The organism is Frankia sp. AgB1.9, assembly GCF_016786355.1.
Classification (GTDB): domain Bacteria; phylum Actinomycetota; class Actinomycetes; order Frankiales; family Frankiaceae; genus Pseudofrankia.
Genome location: NZ_JADWYX010000124.1, coordinates 1 through 21,557, shown reverse-complemented (window position 1 = coordinate 21,557; position 21,557 = coordinate 1). Strand labels below are relative to the sequence as shown.

General features: G+C 71.9%; 16 protein-coding genes, 1 tRNA gene and 1 pseudogene. 10 read left to right on the top strand and 8 right to left on the bottom strand.

Going from position 1 to position 21,557, the window contains the following annotated elements; all coding sequences use genetic code 11:
- Positions 1 to 3 precede the first annotated feature (3 nt).
- A complete protein-coding gene (gene clpB / locus I6A60_RS33975; RefSeq protein ID WP_203020655.1) occupies positions 4 to 2,631 on the bottom strand; it encodes an ATP-dependent chaperone ClpB in 2,628 nt (875 codons plus the stop codon).
- A gap of 835 nt (positions 2,632 to 3,466) precedes the next feature.
- Here clpB and I6A60_RS33970 point away from each other — a divergent pair.
- The gene (locus tag I6A60_RS33970; protein WP_203020657.1) at positions 3,467 to 3,844 is read left to right on the top strand and encodes a hypothetical protein; all 378 of its coding nucleotides are present in this window, start codon (positions 3,467 to 3,469) and stop codon (positions 3,842 to 3,844) included.
- A gap of 348 nt (positions 3,845 to 4,192) precedes the next feature.
- Positions 4,193 to 4,939 carry a hypothetical protein gene (locus I6A60_RS33965; RefSeq protein WP_203020659.1) on the top strand — a complete coding sequence of 249 codons (747 nt, stop codon included), beginning with the start codon at positions 4,193 to 4,195 and terminating at the stop codon, positions 4,937 to 4,939.
- Positions 4,940 to 5,214: 275 nt separating this feature from the next.
- Here the strand turns inward: I6A60_RS33965 and I6A60_RS33960 are convergent, their stop codons facing one another.
- The 5 genes and pseudogenes from I6A60_RS33960 to I6A60_RS33940 all read right to left on the bottom strand — a co-directional run bounded on the left by I6A60_RS33960 (position 5,215) and on the right by I6A60_RS33940 (position 11,440).
- Positions 5,215 to 5,982, bottom strand: coding sequence for a hypothetical protein (locus tag I6A60_RS33960; RefSeq protein ID WP_203020661.1), 768 nt, complete (start codon positions 5,980 to 5,982; stop codon positions 5,215 to 5,217).
- 467 nt (positions 5,983 to 6,449) lie between these two features.
- On the bottom strand, positions 6,450 to 7,019 hold the full coding sequence (locus tag I6A60_RS33955) for a heat shock protein transcriptional repressor HspR (protein ID WP_203042294.1): 570 nt from the start codon (positions 7,017 to 7,019) through the stop codon (positions 6,450 to 6,452).
- 202 nt (positions 7,020 to 7,221) lie between these two features.
- Positions 7,222 to 8,397 (bottom strand): molecular chaperone DnaJ, encoded by a 1,176-nt coding sequence (gene dnaJ / locus I6A60_RS33950; RefSeq protein ID WP_203020663.1) that lies wholly within the window; start codon positions 8,395 to 8,397, stop codon positions 7,222 to 7,224.
- A 144-nt stretch (positions 8,398 to 8,541) separates the two neighbouring features.
- Positions 8,542 to 9,090 (bottom strand): annotated as a pseudogene (gene grpE, locus I6A60_RS33945) (nucleotide exchange factor GrpE); the annotation flags it as partial.
- Between the two features lie 283 nt (positions 9,091 to 9,373).
- Positions 9,374 to 11,440 (bottom strand): hypothetical protein, encoded by a 2,067-nt coding sequence (locus I6A60_RS33940; protein WP_203020627.1) that lies wholly within the window; start codon positions 11,438 to 11,440, stop codon positions 9,374 to 9,376.
- A gap of 73 nt (positions 11,441 to 11,513) precedes the next feature.
- On the opposite strand from I6A60_RS33940, the gene I6A60_RS33935 reads away from it, so the two are divergent.
- Together I6A60_RS33935 and I6A60_RS33930 are read left to right on the top strand one after the other, a co-directional pair.
- Entirely contained in the window at positions 11,514 to 11,744 is a 231-nt protein-coding gene (locus tag I6A60_RS33935) for a hypothetical protein (protein ID WP_203020629.1), read from the top strand.
- 570 nt (positions 11,745 to 12,314) lie between these two features.
- Positions 12,315 to 12,992 (top strand): Clp protease N-terminal domain-containing protein, encoded by a 678-nt coding sequence (locus I6A60_RS33930; protein ID WP_203020631.1) that lies wholly within the window; start codon positions 12,315 to 12,317, stop codon positions 12,990 to 12,992.
- A gap of 50 nt (positions 12,993 to 13,042) precedes the next feature.
- Here I6A60_RS33930 and I6A60_RS33925 read toward each other — a convergent pair.
- Together I6A60_RS33925 and I6A60_RS33920 are read right to left on the bottom strand one after the other, a co-directional pair.
- Positions 13,043 to 13,129, bottom strand: a tRNA-Ser gene (locus I6A60_RS33925).
- A gap of 330 nt (positions 13,130 to 13,459) precedes the next feature.
- Positions 13,460 to 14,359 (bottom strand): class II glutamine amidotransferase, encoded by a 900-nt coding sequence (locus I6A60_RS33920; RefSeq protein WP_203020633.1) that lies wholly within the window; start codon positions 14,357 to 14,359, stop codon positions 13,460 to 13,462.
- Between the two features lie 303 nt (positions 14,360 to 14,662).
- Between I6A60_RS33920 and I6A60_RS33915 the strand changes: the two genes are divergently transcribed.
- The 6 genes from I6A60_RS33915 (at position 14,663) to I6A60_RS33890 (ending at position 21,547) form a co-directional block, all read left to right on the top strand.
- Positions 14,663 to 15,484, top strand: a complete 822-nt coding sequence (locus I6A60_RS33915) for an AfsR/SARP family transcriptional regulator (protein WP_203020634.1) — start codon at positions 14,663 to 14,665, stop codon at positions 15,482 to 15,484.
- A 509-nt stretch (positions 15,485 to 15,993) separates the two neighbouring features.
- Positions 15,994 to 16,161: a lasso RiPP family leader peptide-containing protein gene (locus tag I6A60_RS33910; protein ID WP_203020636.1), complete on the top strand. Its 168-nt coding sequence runs from the start codon at positions 15,994 to 15,996 to the stop codon at positions 16,159 to 16,161.
- 151 nt (positions 16,162 to 16,312) lie between these two features.
- The gene (locus tag I6A60_RS33905; protein WP_203020639.1) at positions 16,313 to 18,274 is read left to right on the top strand and encodes an asparagine synthase-related protein; all 1,962 of its coding nucleotides are present in this window, start codon (positions 16,313 to 16,315) and stop codon (positions 18,272 to 18,274) included.
- Positions 18,268 to 18,708 carry a lasso peptide biosynthesis PqqD family chaperone gene (locus tag I6A60_RS33900; RefSeq protein ID WP_203020641.1) on the top strand — a complete coding sequence of 147 codons (441 nt, stop codon included), beginning with the start codon at positions 18,268 to 18,270 and terminating at the stop codon, positions 18,706 to 18,708. Before I6A60_RS33905 ends, I6A60_RS33900 begins: the two co-directional genes overlap by 7 nt.
- 98 nt (positions 18,709 to 18,806) lie before the next feature.
- On the top strand, positions 18,807 to 19,319 hold the full coding sequence (locus I6A60_RS33895; protein ID WP_238436818.1) for a lasso peptide biosynthesis B2 protein: 513 nt from the start codon (positions 18,807 to 18,809) through the stop codon (positions 19,317 to 19,319).
- A gap of 371 nt (positions 19,320 to 19,690) precedes the next feature.
- The gene (locus tag I6A60_RS33890) at positions 19,691 to 21,547 is read left to right on the top strand and encodes an ABC transporter ATP-binding protein (protein ID WP_305038709.1); all 1,857 of its coding nucleotides are present in this window, start codon (positions 19,691 to 19,693) and stop codon (positions 21,545 to 21,547) included.
- Positions 21,548 to 21,557: the final 10 nt, after the last annotated feature.

Here is a 21,557-nt window from a genome sequence, read left to right as displayed (position 1 = left end):
CTGCTAGAGCGTCTTCTTGTCCAGGTTCGCCGCGGTGGCCGGGCGGACAGCGAGCCCGGTCTCGTCGGCGCTGACGTCGACGGCCACCTCGTCGCCGTCGTGCACCTGGCCGCTGAGCAACTCGCGGGCCAACTGGTCGCCGACCGCGGTCTGCACCAGCCGGCGTAGCGGACGGGCGCCGTAGATGGGGTCGTTGCCCTTGTCCGCGAGCCAGCTCTTGGCAGCCTCGGTGACCGCCAACGTGATCCGTCGGTCGGCCAGCCGCTGGCGCAGCCGGTCGAGCTGCAGATCGACGATCCTTGTCAGGTTCTCCTTGTCGAGCTGGGAGAAGATCACGTAGCCGTCGAGCCGGTTGATGAACTCGGGCTTGAACGCCTCCCGCATCGCCCCCTGGACCATGCTCGACGCCGCCTGGGCCGACAGCGTCGGGTCCGCGATGTACTGCGAGCCCAGGTTGGACGTCATGATCAGGATGGTGTTGCGGAAGTCGACCGTCCGGCCCTGCCCGTCGGTGAGCCGGCCGTCGTCGAGCACCTGCAGCAGCACGTCGAACACGTCCGGGTGCGCCTTCTCGACCTCGTCGAGCAGGATCACGCTGTACGGCCGGCGGCGGACGGCCTCGGTGAGCTGGCCGCCTGACTCGAAGCCCACATAACCGGGCGGGGCGCCGATGAGCCGGGCGACCGAGTGCTTCTCGCCGTACTCCGACATGTCGATGCGCACCATCGCGCGCTCGTCGTCGAACAGGAAGTCGGCCAGCGCCTTCGCGAGCTCGGTCTTGCCGACACCGGTCGGGCCGAGGAACAGGAACGAGCCGGTCGGTCGGTCGGGGTCGGCGATGCCGGCCCGGGCTCGGCGCACCGCGTCCGAGACGGCCCGGACGGCCTCGTCCTGCCCGATCACCCGGGTGTGCAGCTCGTCCTCCATCCGCAGCAGCTTCGCGGTCTCGCCCTCCAGCAGGCGGCCGGCGGGGATGCCGGTCCAGACGGCGACGACCTCGGCGACGTCGTCCGGGCCGACCTCCTCGTTCAGCATCGGCTCGGCCGCGCCTCCGTCCTTGGCGCCCAGCGCGGCGGCCGCCTCGGCCAGCCGCTTCTCCAGCGCCGGGATGGTGCCGTGGCGCAGCTCGGCGGCGCGGGCCAGGTCGAGGTCACGCTCGGCGATCTCGGTCATCCGGCGAGCCTGGTCCAGCTCCTCGTTGAGCCGCTGCACCTCGCCGATCGCGTCCTTCTCGCGCTGCCAGCGGGCGGTCAGCCCGTTCAGCTCCTCGCGCTTGTCGGCGAGCTCACGGCGCAGCCGGTCGAGGCGGGCCTTGGACGCCTCGTCGCTCTCGTTCGACAGCGCCATCTCCTCGATCTCGAGGCGGCGCACGGCCCGCTCCAGCGCGTCGATCACGACCGGTCGGCTGTCGAGCTCCATCCGCAGCCGGGAGGCGGCCTCGTCGACCAGGTCGATCGCCTTGTCCGGCAGGAACCGGGCGGTGACGTACCGGTCCGACAGCGTCGCGGCGGCGACCAGGGCGGCGTCGGTGATCCGCACGCCGTGATGGACCTCGTAACGCTCCTTGAGGCCGCGCAGGATGCCGATGGTGTCCTCCACCGACGGCTCACCGACCATGACCGGCTGGAACCTGCGCTCCAGCGCCGGGTCCTTCTCGATGTGCTTGCGGTACTCGTCCAGCGTGGTCGCGCCGATCATCCGCAGCTCGCCGCGAGCCAGCATCGGCTTGAGCATGTTGCCGGCGTCCATCGAGCCCTCGGCCGCGCCGGCGCCGACGACGGTGTGCAGCTCGTCGATGAAGGTGATGATCTGGCCCTCGGCCTCGCGGATCTCGTTGAGGACGGAGGTAAGCCGCTCCTCGAACTCGCCGCGCAGCTTCGACCCGGCCACCATCGAGCCGAGGTCCAGCGAGACGATCCGCCGGCCTCGCAGCGACTCGGGCACGTCCCCGGCCACGACGCGCTGGGCCAGCCCCTCGACGATCGCGGTCTTGCCGACGCCCGGCTCGCCGATCAGCACCGGGTTGTTCTTCGTCCGGCGCGACAGCACCTGGATGACCCGGCGAACCTCGGCGTCCCGGCCCACGACCGGGTCCAGCTTGCCGGCGCGGGCGCGCTCGGTCAGGTCCAGCGAGTACTTCTCCAGCGCGCGGTAGGAACCCTCCGGGTCACGGCTGGTCACCCGACGGGCGCCGCCACGGACCGTCTCGATCGCGGCGCGCAGCCGGTCGGCCGTGGCGCCGCCGGCGGTCAGCGTCCGGCCGGCCTCACCGCCCTCCTCTGCCAGCGCGATGACCAGGTGCTCGACCGAGGTGTACTCGTCGCCCAGCCGGCCAGCCTCACGCTCGGCGCGGTCGAGCACCGTGACCAGCTGACGGGAGAGCTGCGGGGGCGAGACGCTCGTGCCGGTCGCGTGCGGCAGCCGGCCGACGGCGTTCTCGGCTCGCTGGCGGATCGCGTCGACCGAGGTCCCGGCGGCGGTCAGCAGCGCGGTCGCGATGCCTTCCGGCTGCGCGAGCAGCGCGGTCAGCAGGTGGAGGGGGTCGACGAGGGGTGATCCGTCGCCAGTCGCCCTTGAGATGGCGGAGGCCAGCGCCTCCTGGGAGCGGGCGGTCAGCCGGTCAGGGTTCATGCGGTTCCCCATTGGTCATCGTCGTCGGCGGCCATATCGTCCGTCGCCTACCAGGTTCGTGACGTCAGGCCCAGCGCAGCTACCGCTAAGCATACCTGAGTCACTCGCACTCAACTCCCAGACGGTAGCCCGATGTTCCCGCCCCAGGATGTTCCCCACCCCCCTCCTCGCCGACCACGCGCGGACGGCGACTGATCAAGGCATGCCCCGCGGTCGGCGCGGGCCAAGATTCGCTGCCATGACAGAGGACTCGACGGGTGGGGGTGTCAGTCCCCCAGCCCCTCTCTGAGGGCAGACCGGGGCGCGGTGGTCGGTCTGACAGGCCCCTTCGTGGGGGTAGCGAACGAGTCATCCATAGCGGTGCGGCCGGGTCGAATCGACCACTACCAGGTAGGAATCAATTGGCCGAGCTGCCGCCCCCACCCGTGTCCCAGCCCTTCTTCCCTGGCGGCGGCGGGGTGGGTGTCGGGTGCGCGACAGCGATCGATGGTGGCCTCGCGGCGGGCCCTAAACTTCCCGATCGCAGTCGAGAGTGATCACGCGGTTTCGTGGCGTGGCGGGTCTCGACGCGGGCAGGCGCCACGGTGTGATCCGGCTCGGATCGCGCGGGATTCTGTCCTGGTTCAGGACCGGCGGGATCGCCCGGACCGCCGTCCCGAGTGGTCTATACCCGTCCGGGCGCGGCCAGCCGGGGGATGCGAACGCCGCCTCGCGCCTCCGACGCATCCAGACTACGGAGGACCGGATGCAGACTTCCGGTGTCAACCTTGGCTCGACGGCGCCCGATCAGGCGCGAGTTTCAGAACGACCGTTACGCCGCGTGGCCCGCCGTCGGATGGCATTCGCCGTGGCCTTGGTCGGCGTCGCCCTGGCGGCGCTGACGGCCTGCTGGCCGCCGGCCGGCGGCCCCGGTTCGCACCCGCAGGGCAAGCCCGGGATCGGGACGGCGATCGTCTGGGGCGACTGCCCCGGCGGCTCGCACCACTGCCCGCTCCTGACGATCACGAGCACCGGAACGGCGCCCCTGAAGATCACCGCCGTCGACGCGCCCCCCGCGTCGCTCTTCGAGGGAATCCTGACCAACGGCTGCATCGGCACCTTCGCCCCCGGCCAGTCCTGCGAGGTCCAGTTCGGCCAGACCCTCGGCTCCGGTTCTGCCGTGATCTCCGACAACGTCCCCCCGGGAACGCAGACCGTCACCTTCTCGGTCTGACCCACCGTCTGAAGCCGCAGCGCCCGGCCACAGCGCCACCGGCCGGCCGTTGATCGCTGTTTTGGCCCTCGGGTGGTCGTGCTCAGCAGACTTTTGCGACCACCCGAGGGCCGAAACAGCGATCATGCACCTCTCCCGGCAACCCAGGCCATGGCTCTCTCGGTCTGACCTGGCGCCTGACCGCCGCTCGCTGTCTCGGGCGGGCCCGGCCGCGAGGCTGCGGGCCTGCCCGATTGGTCCGCGTTGAAATGGTTCGCGACCATCTACAACGCTATGGTCGTTGTCCGCGTGGGCAGGGCTGATCGCCCTGTTTTGTGCCGCGCGATACCAGGACTAAGGACCATCATGATGTTGACCCGGATTCGGGCCGGCTGGGCAGGCGCGGCCGTCGCGGTGTTCACGCTCTGCAGCTGCGGCTCCACCGTCGGCGCGAACAGTGCGGCCTCAACCAGTACAGCGCCGCGCACGGCGGAAGCCAGCGTCGCCGCACTGTCGGAGAAGCTCGACCCTCTTGCCTTCGTCTACGCCCAGGCCACCGAGACCAAATCGTTCACGGTGACCTCGGCCGCGTCGGCCTATTCCGACATGACAGATCCAGTCATCAGCCCGTTCCGGCTGCTCGCGACCTGTCTCGACACGACGGTCGAGCCGCCGATCGCGGCCGGCGACGGTGTCGCGCTGTCTCTCAACGACGGTGAGATCGCCGTCAACTCCAGCACGCAGATCGTGTCGCCGGCGCAGCGCGCGCGTGATGACGAGACCCTGCGCGACCCACGCTTCGCCTCCTGTCTGCAGCAGACGCTTGTGGACGAGGTGAAGAGCGCGGGTGAGCCCAACGAGACCGTCCATTGGGGGGAGGTCGGGCCCAACACCAATGTCCGGATCCCACCCGGCGCTTCGGCTCGCGTCCTGTTCGCCGTCCCGATTCTCGACAACGCCACCAACCAGCAGCTGGCGGCCGCGGTCATCGACGTCGTCTTCCTCAGCTCAGGGCAGGTCGAGGACCAGCTGACCGTGACCTCCTTGTCGAACCCGGCCAACGACCTCATGCTGGCGGCCACGGCCCAGGTGGCCGGGAAGCTCAAGCAGCAGTGACCGCGGTAGGCGCGGACTGCCGCCTGCCGGCCGCCGAGCCCGGCCGGTAGCCCGGTCGGCGACCTCTCGGTCCGTCGAAGCCCCTGCGTGGGATCTCAACTGGTCAATTTTGCTTGATCAGTGATGTGGCCCTCGGCTGGTTGTGGGCAGGCCCTGATCGCGACCAGTCGAGGGTCCAGACGACGATCATGTCGCCTGGACCCTCGATGTTCGCGCCGGCCTCGTCCGGCTGGGCGCCGTTGCCGGCCGGGTTCAGCGGCGACAGTCCAGCAGGCTCACTGGTTGGTCAGCTTGTCGGTGATCTGGGCGGCCATGGCCTGTTCGGTCGCGGCCGGCATCGGGCTGCCGAAGTCCTGGAAGTCGAGCTCGACGGCGACCTGACCGACGTAAAAGTAGGCGACGTCCATGAAGAACCGCTGCGTGGTGTCGGCGTTGGAGACCTCCATGGTGGTCCGGAAGAACGCCGTTATGCCGTCGGGGTGCGAGAGCGACCGGACCGAGAGGATCTTGTAGGTCTCACCGCCGATCGGCTTGTCACCGATCGAGCTGACGAGTTCGGCGCGCATGCAGTCCGCGAAACGCGGGTTGGTGACGATGCTCGCGTCCTGACGGACCTGGGCCGCAGAGAGGATCTTCGCCTGGCTGCTGGCCTGGATCATCTGGTCCTGCTGGCTGACGAACGTGTCGCCGCTCGACCGGTCGAACGGCTCGGCCGGGTTGTAGCCAGGCACGCCGACGCAGGCCGCGATCCGCGCCCGAGCCGCCGGGTCCGTCGTGTCCTCGTCGGCCCCGCCCGAGCCGTCGAATCCCTCGGTCTCCGGACCGGCGGTCAGCACATAGTCCGTCGCCTTGAGGTCCTGCGGCGCGGTCGCCGGAGGAGTCGTGACCACCGGGGCCGTGACGGTCGAGGTGACCTCGGGCGCCGGCGCGATCGTCGGACCACCCCCGCCCTGACAGCCCGCCGCGAGGACGGCCATCGCCGTAGCCGCGACCCCGACATACGCCCCACGGCGCAGCCGCCGACCCCACCCCTGCCCGTACATGACGACCTCCGAATACCAGTTCCGACCGCCGGTTATCGGCGGTACCTACTGGAGATGAAGGTGCCAAGCGGTAAAGAAATGGGCCAGCGAAAATGAATGTCGGCGCACGGACAGCGCCCAAGCCCCGCTAGGCCTCGCGGCGCGCCCGCTGGCCGATCGCGCCTCATCGTCCCTGGTAGAGGCGGGTGCCGGCGGCTCGCCCCTGCCACGGGAGCGACGAAAAAACCGGGTCAGGCGGCTCTTGAATGTCCGCCTCTTGTCCCCACTGTCGCGGACGCGACGATCCATCCGTCGACGGATGAACCATTGAAGGTAACACCACTATTCGGCCCGGCCAGAGGTGGTGGCACCCTCTCTTGACAGTCAGACAAGGTCCGAATCATTTGCCGTGACACCCTCCGCGATTCGCGCCGCGGAGAGGGCCGCCGGACCTCGGGCCCCCGCCGCTAGCGGCGGGGCGCCCTCCCCTAGCGGCGGGGGCCTGGCCGCCAGACGACGATGGCGCCGCGGTCGACCGGGACAAGGTCGCGGCGGTGGCTGGCGTGCGCCTCGGCCACCCGGCGGTCCGCCTCGGCCCTGGCCTTGGCCAGTTCCTCGTGCAGCCGGACGACCTCGGCCTGCAGTGCCAGCACCTGGGCGCCGAGCTGGAGGATCTGGCGGATGCCTTCGAGGTTGACGCCCTCCTCCTGGGAGAGCCGCTGGACCTCGCGCAGCAGCGCCACGTCACGCGCCGAGTAGCGCCGGCCACGACCGGCCGTCCGGCCGGGGGTGACCAGGCCGAGCCGGTCATAGGACCGCAGCGTCTGCGGGTGCATGCCGGCGAGCTCCGCGGCGATCGAGATGACGTACACGGGCGCATCGTCGTCGTGCGCCGGGCCACCCCGACCGGGCAGCGGGTACGACGAGCGTCCCGCGCCGCGGGGCGCGCCCAGGCCGGCGCGGTGCCCCGGGGCACCCTGTGAGTCGTCGGCGCCGAGCGGGCTCGCGGGCCCGCCCGTCGGCGGGTCAGAGGTCCGGTTCGCGCGTGGGTTGTTCATCTCCCCTGCCTCACTTCCGCTCCGGCCCAGGAGGCCGATCGAAGTGCCTCCCCCGCAGGACTGCGTCTTACCTGTGTTGCTGGGTCTGGTCCGCCGGCAGTGGTTCCGGGTCAGGGGGACGGACTCACCGGCAATACGTGGCTGTCGGCTCCCGGCGGCCGGCGGCCAGCGGCCCGGCCGGGAGCGCGGCTCCTACTTGCTGTTACTGCTGTCCGAGCTGCGCCATCAGGGCCTCGCGGGGGTCGGCCGGATGCGCCTGCGCGAACTCCTGGAGCGCCGTCCTCGCCTTCGGCGACAGGTCGGACGGCTTGGGGACCGCGACCTCGACCGTGACGATCAGGTCGCCGTTGCCGCCGCCCGTCTTCGGGACGCCCCGGCCCTTCGCCCGCAGTCGCTTCCCGCTCGACGTGCCCGGCGGCACCTTGACGGTCAGCGGGGCGCCGTCCAGGGTCGGCACCCGTACCGACGCGCCCAGGGTCGCCTCGCTGAAGGTGATTGGCAGCGCGATGGTCAGGTTCGGGCCCTCCCGGCCGAAGACCGGGTGCGCCTGGACGTGCACGGTGACCTCCAGGTCACCGGGGCTGCCGCCACGCTCGCCGGGCGTGCCCCGGCCACGGACCTTCAGACGCTGGCCGTCGGCGACCCCGGCGGGGATGCGGATGCGCTGCTCCCGTTCGCGGCGGCCACTGCCGTGGCAGTCCGGGCACGGGTGGTCGATGAGCTGACCCTTGCCGAGACACTCGCGGCACGGCTCGGACAGCGCGAACCCGCCCTGCGAGCGCGAGATCACCCCGAGCCCGCGACAGACCGGGCACGTCCGCGGCATCGTGCCCGGCCGGGAGCCGAGCCCGTTGCAGGTGGCGCAGGTGGCAGCGCCGGGAATCCGGACGGTCGCCTCCAGGCCGGTCAGTGACTTCTCGAACGAGATCGTCACCTCGGCCTCGATGTCGACGCCGCGCTTCGGGCCGCGGCCAGGCGACTGGCGCTGGAAGAGGTCGCCGAACCCGCCGAGCAGGTCGTCCATGTTGATGCCGCCGGAGGCGCCACTGAACCCGCCGCCCGCCCCGGTCCCGGCGTAACCGCTGCCGTAGCCGCCGCCGTTACCGGGGAAGCCACCCGGTCCGCCGGAGAAACGACCGGACTGGAACAGGGCCCTGGCCTCGTCGTACTCGCGTCGCCTGCGCTCGTCGGAGAGGACGTCGTAGGCCTCGGAGACCTCCTTGAAGCGCGCCTCGGCCTTGGCATCGCCCGGGTTCTTGTCCGGGTGCAGCTCGCGGGCCAGCTTGCGGTATGCCTTCTTGATGTCCGCAGCCGGCGCGTCCTTGGGAACGCCGAGAGCGGCGTAGTAGTCCTTCTCGACCATGTCGCGAACACTCACGGCGCCCCTCCTCTCTTCATGATTTCCTCACCCAGCCCGCCACGGCGCTGGATCCACGCCCAACACCCCGGCACCCGTCACTCCGATTGTCGAGCGAGGCTCGAACGCGGAACTCTGGGGGCCGGGGTCGCGGGCGAGACGATCTCACGCGTCGGTGTCGTCCGCTGGCGGCGGGGCGTCGGCGTCCGCCGGCTCGGCGGGCTCCGGCTCGTCCACCGGCTCGGCCACCGCGACCTGCGCGACGCGCAGGACCCGGCCGCCCATCGAGTAGCCGGACCGGAACACCTGCACGCAGGTCGGGGCGGTGACGTCGCCGCGGTACGAGTGCATCAGCGCCTCGTGCAACACCGGGTCGAACTCGTCTCCGACCGCGCCGAAGCGCTCCAGCCCGAGCGCCTCCAACGCCACCTCGAGGGACTCGGCGACCGCCTTGAACGGTCCTTCGAGGTCGCCGTGGTCGCGGGCGCGCCCGATGTCGTCCAGGGTGGGCAGCAACCCGGCGAGCAGCCGTCCGGTCGCCTGTTCGGCGATCAGCTGACGGTCCCGCTCCACGCGGCGTCGGTAGTTGTCGTACTCGGCCTTCAGCCGCTGAAGGTCCGCGGTGCGTTCCTGCACCGCCTGGTTCAGCGACTCGATCAACGCAAGCAGCTCGGCGTCCCCGGTGGAGCCGGATCCGCCGGGGGGGGCGGCCGCCCGCCCCCCGCCCCCCCCCCCCCCCCCCGCGCCCCCCGCCCCCCCCCCCCCCCCCCCCCCCCGGGGGGGGGGGGGGGCCCCCCCCCCCCGGCCGGGGGGCCCCCCCCGGGGGGGGGGGGGGCCCCCCCCCCGCCCCCCCCCGGAACCGCGGCCAGCACCGCGGCCGTCGACCGCGCCTATGCCCGCGGCGGCACTGTCATTCCCGCGGCAGGAGGGTCAGCGCCTTCGTATCGGTCCCTCACCCATATCGGTCTCTCGCCCGTATCGGTCCCCCGCCGCGCCGTCACCGGACCACGGGGAACGGGTACGGGACCGGAACGAACGTGACCCGGCGGCCGGGAGGCGTGACCGACGGCGGCGCGAGCGCGACGGTCAACGATGCGGGCGCCGAGGTGATCGTCGAACCGGCCTGGAGGAGGCCGGTCGCGGTCGCCGTGTTGGTGATCTTTCCGGCGCTGACGTCCGCGGCCGTCGTCACGTACCGCGCGACGCAGGAGGTGGTCTGGCCAGGCCGCAGCGTGCTGGCGTTACAGACCGGCCCCTCCAGGCCGGGTTGCGGGTCGGTCACGGTGAGGTCGGCCAGCGCCGCGTGGCCGGTGTTGCTGACCAGGTAGGTGTAGGTCACCGCCTGGCCGGCCGCGCTGAACGTGCGCGGTGAGGACGTCTTGGTCACGGCGAGGCCTGGGCCGACGATCAGGGGAACCTGCCAGGCCGACAAGGCCGACGTGACCGCCGGGCCGGCCGGCGGCGTGCCCGTCGCGGTCGCGGTCGCGAACACCTCGCCGCGGTTCACGTCCGCCTGCGTCGTGGTGTAGGACTCGCCGCAGAGAGTCGTCGCCCCCGGCGCAAGCGTCGTGACGGGGCAGGACACCGGGACCGGGTTGGGCAGCTCGCTCTTCACCGTGATGCCGGTCAGCGCGACGGTGCCCATGTTGACGACGTTGTAGGAGAAGTGCAGGACGGTGCCCGCGGCGGCGAACGACGCGTCCGGGGACGTCGCCGTGACGCTGATCGCCGGCCCGGGTATCGGGGCGACCGGGACTGTCCACGTTGCCGGCGACGACGTGATCGTCCCGCCGGTTGGTAGGCGGCCTGTCACGGTCGCGGTGTTGGTGATCTTACCCGCGCCGACGTCCGCAGCCGTGGTGATGTACCGCGCGTAGCACACCGCGTAGTCGTTGGGCCCGAGCGTCGACTGGTTGCAAAACGGCCCATAGAGCCCGGGGTGCGGGTCTTTGACGGTGACGTTGTGCAGCACCGTGTTGCCGGGGTTGTTGACCAGGTAGACGTAGATGACGTCCTGGCCGGCCGCGACGAACGAGCGAACCCGGGCCACCTTGGCCAGCGACAGGGCCGGGCCGGTGACCACCGGGACCTGCACCGTCGACGGGGCCGACGTGATCGCCGGGCCAGTCGGGGGCGTGCCGGTGGCGGTCGCGGTGGAGGTCACCCCGCCGGCGTTCACGTCGCCCTGCGTCGTGTCGTAGGTCTCCTCACAGAGAGTCGACGCCCCGGGCACGAGCGTCCTCGCGAGGCAGAAGATCGGCAGCGTGTTGGGCACCGTGCTTTTGACCGTGATGCCCGTCAGGGGGACGCTGCCCGTGTTGATGACGGTGTAATCGAAGCGCAGGAGGGCGCCCGCGGACGCGAAGGACGGCTCCGGCGACGTCGTCGTGATGCTGATCGCCGGCCCGACCACCGGGGGGCCCACCGGGATCGTCCAGGTCGCCGGCTTCGAGGTGACCGTCGCGGTGTAGGGGGTCCGGCCGGTCACGGTCGCCGTGTTGGTCACCTGACCGGCGCTGACGTCCGCCCCGGTCGTGATGTACCGCGCTCTGCAGACGGTGGCTTCGTTCGGCGCAAGCGTGGTGGTCTGGCATTGCGGCCCGACGAGGCCGGGCTGCGGATCGGTCAGCACGAGGTTGGTCAGCGCCGTGTTGCCGGTGTTGTTGACCAGGTAGGTGTAGAGCAGCGCCTGGCCGGCCGCGACGAAGGTGCGCGGCGAGCCCACCTTGAGCAGCGCCAGGGCCGGCCCGGCGACCACCGGGACCTGCACCGTCGACGGGGCCGACGTCACCGCCGGGCCGGTCGGGGGCATGCCGGTGGCGGTCGCGGTGACGGTCACCCCGCCGGCCTTCACGTCCGTCTGCGTCGCGGTGTACGACTCGCCGCAGATCGTCGACGCTCCTGGTGAGAGCGTGGTGTTGACGCAGAACACCGGAGTCTTGTTCGGCACGGTGCTCTTGACCCCGATGCCGGTCAGGGTGACGTTGCCGGTGTTGGTGACGTTGTAGTCGAAGTGCAGGATGGCGCCCGCGGACGCGAACGACTGCTCTGGCGATGTCGTCACGACGCTGATCGCGGGGAGCGGGATCGCCGGCGCAAGCCCCGCGGCCGGGGCCGGCACGGCGTCAGTGGGGCCGGTGGCTCCGGGATCCGCTGACGGCGAGGTCGCTCCTGCGCTCCCATCCGAGGCGGCAGCGGGCGCCGGGCTCGGCACCAACGCGCTGGCCGTCCCGCCCGGCAGCAAGGCCACCAACCCCAGCGCGGTCACCCAGACCGCCGCGATCAACGCCACCGCGCCGGTCAGCCGGACCCGGGCCAACCACCGCGGCAACCTCCCGGAGCCGCTCGGCAGGCGGGCAAGCGCGTGAAGCCAGGTGGCCGACACCACGCGGCGTGGGCGGGCGAGCCCGGCCGTGGCGGGTCGCAACAGGGACTCTCTGGGCATGACGACGCGCACCTCGGGCTCTCGGGCCGGCACCCTCTCGGACATCCGTCCACCTCAGGCCGCCGGACCACCGGGCGGCCGCCGGTTCGTCCCGCCAGGCGCACGGCGGCGAGGCAGTCTGGGATGTCGACGGGCTCGGCATGCACTGCAGGGGACTGCGAGCACATGCTCACACGAGGTAATCGTCTAACTACGACACAGCGATGGGGCGTGTCGTCCCGAGGCGCCACCCCGCCGCCGCGCCGCGCCGCGCCGCCGTCGCCCGCGCAGCGGCGATCCTCGGCAGCCCGATCAGCGGTGACTCCGGATCGCGGATGCCCGGCCCGACCGCGCTGTGCCGCGCCGCCGCGTTCCGCGGAACGCGGAGATCGCCCACCGCACCAAGAGCCGACGATGTTCCATATTCGCCGGCGGCCCCATCGGTCACTACCCAGAGAAATGTCGACCCTTTTCCGATACGCCAGAATCACCCGGGTCGCGTTAGTATCTCCGCATGGAGATCGCCGAGCAGATCGCCGCCGCCGTCAAACCACTCAAAGGCGACGAGCTGCACCAGCTCTCCGCGGCGGCCTGGCAGGTAGCCAGAATTCAGATCGAGGCCGACGTCGCCCTGAGAATGTTCGTCGAACAGGCGTTGGAAGCTGGCGCCTCCTGGACCGAGGTCGGGGGCCTGCTCGGCATCGGCCACCGCGCGGCAAGAGATCGCTTCGGGCCCGAAAGCACTGTCACGACCACAGAACCCTTCTCGCTCTACACCAAGGACGCATCGGACTCGGTCACGGCAGCGGCGAAGGAGGCCCAGATACTCGGCAGCCCCTACTTCGGCACCGAGCATCTCCTGTTAGGGCTACTCGGTCAGTTCGACTCCAAGGCCGCGTGGGTGCTTGAGCAGTTCGGCGCCCCACACGCGGCGATACGCGACGCGGTGAACGAGGAGACGGTGCACCGAGACGCGCCGCCGGCAGGCCATCTCGCCATTACAGGCCGGGCACAGGCGGTACTCCAGACATATGCACCCCGCGAGATGCGCCTCGCCCAGGAGGAACGAATCGACACCGACATCGTCCTGCTGGCGCTCCTCGCGGACGAGGGCGGCATAGCCTGCAGGGTCCTCGAGTCGTCCGGCATCACCAGGGACCTCGCGCGGGCCTGGCGGACGCAGGCCTCCTGAGTGCCGTCGACATCCCTGCACAGCTCATCGGCAAACCCGCAGGTCAGGAGCGGAGGGCGTGGGATTCGAACCCACGATGAGGTTGCCCCCATAGCAGTTTTCAAGACTGCCGCCATCGGCCACTAGGCGAGCCCTCCCGACCTGGCCGCCCGGCTGGGCCGTCGGCTGGTCGTCACCAGTATTCCAGCCGGCGTGGCGGTTCGTCCTCTAGGGTCCGCCCCGTGGATCTTCCAGCAGCCGGGCGACGGCCCGTCTGGTGCCACTCCAGTCCAAGATCCAGCATCGCCCGTGACGTCGCCTGGCGGCCCAAGATCGCCGTCTTGGCCCTCCCCTGGTCGTGATCGGGGCGTTTTTACGACCGTTTGAGGGCGGAAACGGCGATCACGGGCACGCAGGTGTTGGCGGGCGATCGGGCGATCGGGCGACCCGAAATGCCGGACGCCCGGACAACACCGGACGCCTGAACGTCAGGCGGAGCTGGGGGTCGTCTCGGCGGGGGCGACGTTGACGACCTGGGAGAACGCGGCCTCGGGGCTGAGGTCGTCGAGGGAGAGCTGACGGGCGGGCGGGATCGAGATCACGACCCGAGAGGTGACGGTCAGGTCGGCGGCGACGTGCAGGAGCTCGCCGGAGACCATCAGGCGCCAGGCCGGGTCCTCGTCCATCCGCTCGCTTTCGACGGCGACGGCCGGGCGGTCGGCGAGGTCGAGCGAACGGGCCCGGATCTCGCTGAACGGGCTCGCGTGGTCGAGGTGGCGGTTGTTCTGGCCACCGGGCTCACGGCTCAGCACATAGAGCCGGTTGGTGTCCGGGTAGCGCAGCGCCCACAGCTCGTCGGCGGTCGCCATCACCATGTTGATCGAGTAGAGCGGGAGGTTGGCCGCGATCCAGCGGGCGGCGGCGACGATGCCCGCTCCGACGTCACCGCCCTGGGCGTCGATCTCACGGTTGATCAGGGCGAAGTAGCGCTCCGAGTCGGTGTCGCCCTGGACGAGCGCGCGGTACTCGCCGAGCTGATCTTCCAGCCGGTCCAGCTCCTCGATGACGCCGTTGTGCGCGAACACTCGGCCGGCGTGCTGGAACGGATGGGTGTTCGCAAGGCTCGTCCGCCCAGTCGACGCATGTCGTACATGGGCGATGAAGGTCGACGAGACGACGGTTCGCGGCTGGTAGGCGAAGTCAGCGCCGGCCCGACTCGAGATCGGCTGCTTCACGATCCGAGGGGCCCGATCCTCCCCAAACGTCGCAAGGCCCGCGCCGTCGGGCACGCGGGCAGAGAGCGCGCGTTCGCTGTCAGGCGCGTCGAGCAACCAGAACGTCGCCTCTACAGGCTGCGAGCCGCTGGTCAGCGCGAACATCTGGCACATCTAGCCTCCATGACGTCAGCATCCCGATCAGCCGCGGTGACGGGCTCTGCCTCTCCCCCGGCATCGGCGGCGCGGCGCGACTGGCGGTCGTTGTGCCCCCTGCTAGTTCGGCCTACACGATGGGTTCGGCCTACACAGCGGGTTCGACCTACACAGCCACCCAAGCCGGGTGAGGCCCGTCGGCTGGTCCCCCTGACCCCCTGATCGTGGGGGCTACCTGGATCAGTCGGCAAGCCTTTGATCCCCCGGAATCCGGGACGAGAGCCAGGTCTCATCACGCACGCACCGGGCAAGGACATCAACGTGGACGTGGACGTGAAGCCGGGTACGGGCGTCGTCCGGTTCGCGGCGCTGGGGCCGTTGGAACTGCTGACGGCGGACGGAGCGCCGGTGTTCATCGGGCAGCGCAAGAAGCGCCGTCTGCTCGCGCTGCTCCTGCTGCACGCGGGCGGCTGGGTGAGCACCGAGCAGATCGCCGTCGCGCTGTGGGAGGACGACCCGCCGCGCTCGGCGCTCGGCAACATCAAGACCTACGTCTCGGAGCTGCGACGGGCGTTGCCGCCGGTCTCCGACGGACGTCTCGACGGGCATGAGGCCGAGCCGGGGTCCCCGTTCGGCCGGATCCTCAGCCGCGATGGTGAGTATCTGCTGCGCCTGGCACCGAACGAGTTCGACATCGAACTGTTCGACGCGGGTGCCTGGGCGGGCGAGGAGGCGCTGGCCGCGGGCCGACCGGCCGAGGCGACGGTGTTGCTCGACCGGGCGCTCGCGCTCTGGCGCGGCCAGCCCTACGACGACCTGCCGGCGGACATCGCCGTCGCCGAGACCAGCCGGCTCGACGAGCTGCGCTGGGCGGTCTGGGAGAACCTGGTCGACGCCCGACTGCGGCTGGGCCAGCACAACCGGGTGCTGCCTGCCCTGCGTGCCCTGACGATCCAGCATCCGACCAGGGAGCGGCTGTGGGCCCAGCTTCTCGCGGCGCTGGGTCAGGACGGCCGGCGTGCCGAGGCGTTGAACGCCTACCAGACGATCTATCGGATGCTCACCGAGCGGCTGGGAATCGAGCCCGGCGAGGACCTCCGGTTGGAACACCAGCGCATCCTGAACGGCGATCAGCACAGGTGAGCGACGCAGCGTGATGAACCGCCGCTGAACCAACCGTGGGCATCTCTCTCCCAGGCCGCCGACACGGCGACCGACGCGGAGTGTTTACGAGGAACATGGAGGAGCCTGGGAAGGGACGGCGAAGCGCCTTCGTGGCGCGGACGAGCATTGTGGCTCACGCCGACAACGACCAAGGCGCCGCCGGTTGAGCCGGCGTTCTGGCGCAGAGGTCGATGTTCGCCCTTCTGGCATGGGGCGCCGCCCAACGCGTCGGGACACCGCCAGGCGGCCTCTTTCTGCGCGGTCTTCCGGTCGGCGCCGCCCCGCCAGCCGGGAGGCCGCGTACCGCGACTGGCCGAAGTCTCCCGACTCGACCGCACTCACTACTTCCCCGGAAAGAATTCAGAGGGGCGAATTGCCAGCACTGACAGAAAGTCCGGTCCCCGGCGTTCGCGGCCCACCGTCAATGGGAACACATTGAGCGATGAAACGCCGTCTCAGGCGGCAGCCACTGAATGGAGGAACCGCCGATGAAGGCTCGTTACGACACGCCGATGCTCGACGCCGCCGGGGAATTCAGCGAGGTCACCGACGGCCGCTGGGGCTGGGGACGTGACTGGCTTTGGCGGAGCTTCCCGCGCTACTACGGCGGGGGCGGCGGCGCCATCATCATCGTGGGCGGTGGCCACCGCCACTAGTGCCAGCTCCTCGGAACTGCCGAGCAGCGGGCGCACAGGCGCCGCGGCTGGCGGGCCGGCCGGGATTGCTCGGCCGGCCCACCGGCATTTCGGGCCGGCGTGAACCCGCGCGAAATCCGGAACCGCCCGGAAAGGATCGGCTGACGACGAGATGACCCACCCGTTGACCACGCCAGCACCGCTGGCCACGGCCGCCGCACCCTGGTTCGTCGCCCTGCCTGACACTCCGGCGGGAGCCGCCCTGGCCAGCACCCTGCAAGCCGCGGATCCGGCGCTCGCGGCGCTGCGCCGCCCGTCCGGACGTCCCTGGCTGATCGGCCGCTGGGCCCGCGACGAGATCGTCGACGCGGTCGCCGGCCGGTCACGGATGGCCCTGCTCGGCTGCGCCCCGATCAGCCACGACCGGCTCGCCGCCCGGCTGGCCCGCGCCCGCGACCTCGCCGCCCTCGACCAGGTCGCTCTCGAACTGCCGGGCAGCTTCCACCTGGTCGCCGAGATCGAGGGCCGCCAGCGGGTCCAGGGCACCGCGTCCGGGCTGCGCCGCGTCTTCCACGCCGCGCTCGCCGGCGCGGGCGGGATCATCGCCGGAGACCGAGCGGACGTCGTAGCCGCACTCGCCGGCCTCGACCGGATCGATGTCGCCGCCGTCCTCCTCTGCCTGGTCGACCCGGTCGCGCCGCACCCGCTCGACGACCGCCCGCTGTGGCAGGGCCTCACGGCCGTGCCTCCGGACCACTGCTTGTGCGTCGAGCAAGGCCGCCCGAGCCACCGGCGCTGGTGGCTGGCGCCTGAGCCGACGCTCGACGGCGTCGAGGGCGCGGCTGCGCTGCGCCAGGCGCTGGTCACCGCGGTGGCGGCCCGCACGGCCGCCGGCGGGACCGTCACCGCGGATCTTTCCGGTGGGCTCGACTCGACGGCGCTGTGCTTCCTGGCCGCCACCGGGCCGGCCGCGCTCGTCCCGTACACCGGCCTGGGCCGCGATCCGGCCGACGACGACGCCCGCTGGGCGGCGCTCGCCCGGGCGGCACTGGGCGTCGGGACCTTCGAGGTGCTGCCGCGCGACGAGCTCCCGCTCGTCTACGAGGGGATCACCGGGGTCGAGGAGCCGCTCGACCGGCCCTTCATCGGGGTGATCGACCGGGCGAAGCTGCTCGCGGGCCTGCGGCTGGCCGCCCGCCACGAGCCGAGGCTGCACCTGTGCGGCCTCGGCGGCGACGAGGTCGCGGAGAGCATGCCGAACTACCTCGCGGGCCTGGCCCTCGGCCATCCGCTGGCCGCCTGGGCCCGGCTGCGGCCACTGCGCGCACAGAGCCGCTGGCCGCTCGGCGCGACGTTGCGGACGCTGCGGCCGCGGTCCTACCGGGACTGGCTGGCGGCGCTGGCCCGACCGGCCGGTGGACCGCCGGCGCGCGGCCGGCGCCATCTGGTGCCGCCGGAGCGGGTCGCCGAGCTGGACTGGTCGATGCCGCCGCGGATCGGCGCGTGGCTGACGCCGGAAGCCACCGAGCTGCTGCGCGCGACGATCGAGCAGGCGGCCGTGACGGCCGAGCCGCTCGGACCGACCCGCGACCGGCACGGCGACCTGTTCGCGATCCGGGTCGGCGCGGCGGTGGCCCGCGGTTTCACGCAGCTCGCCGCGCCGACGGGACCGCCACTGGCCGCACCGTTCTACGACGACCGGGTGATCGAGGCCGCTCTAGCGGTCCGGCCCGAGGAGCGCTCCACGCCGTGGGAGTACAAGCCGCTGCTCAAGGCCGCGATGGCCGGGCTGGTGCCCGCCGCGTGCCTGCGGCGCGAGACCAAGGCCGAGTGCTCGGCCGAGGAGGAGGCCGGCCTGCGTGCGCACCAGACGGCGCTGCGCGGGCTGTTCGACGGGTCCCGGCTGGCCGAGCTCGGGCTGGTCGACACCGACAGGCTGCTGGGACTCTGCCGGTATTCAGCGGCGCCGGATCGTCACTACCTGGCGCTGCAGCAGACCGCCGCCGCCGAGTCCTGGCTGCGCGCCGGCGGCCGCCGGCCATCCCTCGGCGGCCCGCCCCACCAGAGCGCCCGCCCGGCGACCGTCCCGGCCGCCGGCAGTCCCGAGCCCGAGCCGCTGGAGAGGACATGTTGACGTTGAACCGATCGGTGGTCTCGACGGAAACCGACTACGGGACGGCGCTGCTGGACGAGCGCTCAGGTCGCTATTGGACGCTCAACCCGACGGCCGCGCTCGCGCTCCGGGTGCTGCTCGACGGTGGTGACCCGCCACAGGCGGCCCGCGCGCTGCTCGACCAGTACGACGTCGCCCCCGCGACGGCGCGGGCCGACGTCGACAAGCTCGTCGACGACCTGCAATCCGCCGGCCTCATCATCGGCTCGGTCAGTGGGTCGGGCATCGAGCCGCCCGCCGGGACGCCGTCGCCCGCTTCGGGCGGTTCCGCGGCAGGGGCTTCTGCGGCAGGGGGTTCTGCGGCAGGGAGTCAGCACCGGTCCGGCACCCGCGCGCGCCACGCCCTGCGCTCCGCGCTCGGCCGGTCGTCCCGGCCGCGGACGAGCGATCGGTGAGGACTCTCGCCCCCAGCTCGCCCGGTGCTCGGGATCCCCGCCGGCCCGTGTTCGCGCGGAGCCCGGCGGCCAGTTGAAGGAGGTCGACGACGGTGACGATGCCGATGTCGATGCGCCGGCGCACCCCGGCGCCCCCGCTGGCCAGGAGGCTACTGGCGAGCGTCGCGGTCGTGGCGGCACGGGCGCTGGCGACCCAGCCACCAGCCAGGATCCGCGCGACGCTGGCGGCCGTCAGCCGCGGCGCCCAGCCAGCCAGCCTGGCGCGGGCAGAGAGGGCCCGGGCCGACGTGGTCGCTGTCAGCCTGGTCTGCCGCGGCGCTCGGGGCTGCGTGCCGCGTTCGATCGCGACCGCGCTGTTGTGCCGGATGTCCGGCTCCTGGCCGACGTGGCAGGCCGGTGTGCGGTCGGTCGCGCCGTTCGCCGCGCACGCCTGGGTGGAGGCGGCCGGTCAGCTCGTCGGTGAGGAGGAACCGCCGGGCTATTTCCGGCCCTTGATGACAGTGCCGCCGCCGGCTCGGACTGGACCGAACACACCGGACCAGGTCCGCGTAACCGCCGACTCGTCGGCAGAAGAACCCAGGTCGCGGCGTCACCAGGCGGTGACGAAGTGACCGGGCTGGCCTGGGGGCGGCCGCGTCCCGGCGAAGCGCCGCCGTGCGGGTCGCCGTATGCCGCCGGCCCGCCAGGCAACGCCCGCCCACCCGCCGGCGGCCCGCCGCACGGCCCCTGGCCGCCGGACGGCCCCGGACCGATGGACGGCCCCGGACCCATGAACGGCCCGGGCCCGATGGGCGGGCAAGGCCCGCTGGGCGGACCGGGCTCGATGGGCGGGCGGGGTCCTGGCGATCACGGGCCCTGGTCCGGCCCCGGCGGCGGTCCCGGACCGGGCTGGGGACCGGGTGACGGGCCGGGCTGGGGGCCGGATGGCCCGCGGCCGCAGCGACCGCCCACCGGCTGGCAGGCCGTCCGGCTGTGGCGGCTGATGCGCGGCCACTCGCGGCCCGTCACCCTCGGTGTCACCCTGACCGTGATCGGCACGCTGTGCGCCATCGTCCAGCCGCTGCTGGTCAAACGGGTGATCGACGCGGCCCAGCACGGCGGGATGTCGGGCTGGCTGCTGGTGCTCCTGCTGAGCCTGTTCGTCGGCCAGGCGGTGATCGACACCGCGGGCCACTACCTGCTGGAGCGCACCGGCCAGGGGATTCTGCTGGGTCTGCGAACGCGGCTGGTCAACCACCTGCTGCGGCTGCGGATCAGCGTGTACGACGAGCGCCGGATGGGTGACCTCATCTCCAGGGCGAACACCGACACGGTCGTCGTCCGGGAGGCCGTCGCCTACAGCTTCGCGACGTTCCTGACGAGCCTCATCGGCGCGCTCGGCGCCGTCGCACTGATGATCTATATCGATGCCCGGCTGTTCGCGCTGGTGGTCGGAGCGGTGCTCTTCGCGGGCGTGTTCGTGCTCGGCGCGCTGCGCCGGGTCCGGACGACCTCCGAACAGGGCCAGGCGAGCGTCGGTCGGATGACCGCCGACCTGGAGCGGTCGCTGACCGCGATCCGCACCGTCCGGGCGAGCCGCGCCGAGCAGCGCGAGGCCGACCGGATCGGCGTGCACACCAAGGAGGCCTACCGCCTCGGGATCCGGATGGCCAGGCTGAACTCGGTGATCGCGCCGGCGATGGAGCTGGCGATCCAGGGCTCGGTGCTCGTCGTCCTGCTGGTCGGCGGCGTCCTGGTGGCGCATCACGTCACGTCACTCGGTTCCCTCGTCGCGTTCCTGCTGTACGCGACGTACCTCGTCGTGCCGCTGTCCCAGCTGATCGAGTCGGCCGGGATCATGCAGCGCGGGCTGGGCGCGCTGGACCGCGTCGACGCGGTCTTCGACCTGCCCCGCGAGCAGGACGCGACTGGCCCAGCTCGCCATGACGGGTCCAGCGGTACCGGCGCGGATGGACCGGCCGTCGGCGCCAGCCCGGTGGACGAGGTCGGCGGGCAGCTGGTGCGGATCCTTCCGCCGGACGCCGCGGCCTGGAGCGCGGACCGGGCCGAGGAACCGGCCGAGTCCGGAGCGGCCGCCGCACCCGCGGTCGAGTTCCGCGACGTGTGGTTCGGCTACGCCCCGGAACGGCCGGTGCTGCGAGATGTCTCGTTCACCGTGCCGCAGCGCGGCCATATCGCGTTGGTCGGACCGTCAGGCGCCGGCAAGTCGACGGCGCTGGAACTGCTCGAACGGTTCTACGATCCGGACCGCGGCGAGATCTTGCTGCAGGGCGTCGACATGCGCGAGATGTCGCGAGACGCCGCCCGCAGCCAGGTCAACCTCGTCGAGCAGAACGCTCCGGTGCTCCAGGGCTCGCTGCGCGACAACATCGCCTATGCGGCCCCGGACAGCTCCGACGCCGAGATCGACGACGCGGTCGAGCTGGCTCGACTGGGCGATCTGGTGTCCCGCATGCCACGCGGCGTGTGGACCGAGGTCGGCGACCACGGCGTGCTGCTTTCCGGCGGCGAGCGCCAGCGGGTCGCGATCGCCCGCGCGCTGCTGGCGAGGCCGTCGGTGCTGCTACTGGACGAACCGACCTCCCAGATGGACAGCGTCAACGAACGCGCGCTCACCCAGGTGATGCACGACATCGCCACGGAACGGGCGCTGCTGGTCATCGCGCACCGGATGTCCACGGTCCGGGCCGCCGACCGGATCATCGTCATGGACGAGGGCCGGGTGATCGCGACGGGCACCCATGAGGAGCTGGTCGAGACCTGTCCGCTCTATGGGCGCCTGTCGGCCACCGGCCTCGACTCGGCCGTCCCAGCTGGAGCCGCCACGACGGCGACCTGACCCGGGGGCG

Coding starts and splice junctions, on each gene's coding strand:
- I6A60_RS33970 (WP_203020657.1), top strand. CDS start 3,467: ATGGCATTCGCCGTGGCCTTGGTCGGCGTCGCCCTGGCGGCGCTGACG.
- I6A60_RS33930 (WP_203020631.1), top strand. CDS start 12,315: ATGGAGATCGCCGAGCAGATCGCCGCCGCCGTCAAACCACTCAAAGGC.
- I6A60_RS33890 (WP_305038709.1), top strand. CDS start 19,691: ATGCGCGGCCACTCGCGGCCCGTCACCCTCGGTGTCACCCTGACCGTG.
- I6A60_RS33910 (WP_203020636.1), top strand. CDS start 15,994: ATGAAGGCTCGTTACGACACGCCGATGCTCGACGCCGCCGGGGAATTC.
- I6A60_RS33905 (WP_203020639.1), top strand. CDS start 16,313: ATGACCCACCCGTTGACCACGCCAGCACCGCTGGCCACGGCCGCCGCA.
- I6A60_RS33920 (WP_203020633.1), bottom strand. CDS start 14,359: ATGTGCCAGATGTTCGCGCTGACCAGCGGCTCGCAGCCTGTAGAGGCG.
- I6A60_RS33900 (WP_203020641.1), top strand. CDS start 18,268: ATGTTGACGTTGAACCGATCGGTGGTCTCGACGGAAACCGACTACGGG.
- I6A60_RS33955 (WP_203042294.1), bottom strand. CDS start 7,019: ATGAACAACCCACGCGCGAACCGGACCTCTGACCCGCCGACGGGCGGG.
- I6A60_RS33960 (WP_203020661.1), bottom strand. CDS start 5,982: ATGTACGGGCAGGGGTGGGGTCGGCGGCTGCGCCGTGGGGCGTATGTC.
- I6A60_RS33895 (WP_238436818.1), top strand. CDS start 18,807: ATGCCGATGTCGATGCGCCGGCGCACCCCGGCGCCCCCGCTGGCCAGG.
- clpB (WP_203020655.1), bottom strand. CDS start 2,631: ATGAACCCTGACCGGCTGACCGCCCGCTCCCAGGAGGCGCTGGCCTCC.
- I6A60_RS33965 (WP_203020659.1), top strand. CDS start 4,193: ATGTTGACCCGGATTCGGGCCGGCTGGGCAGGCGCGGCCGTCGCGGTG.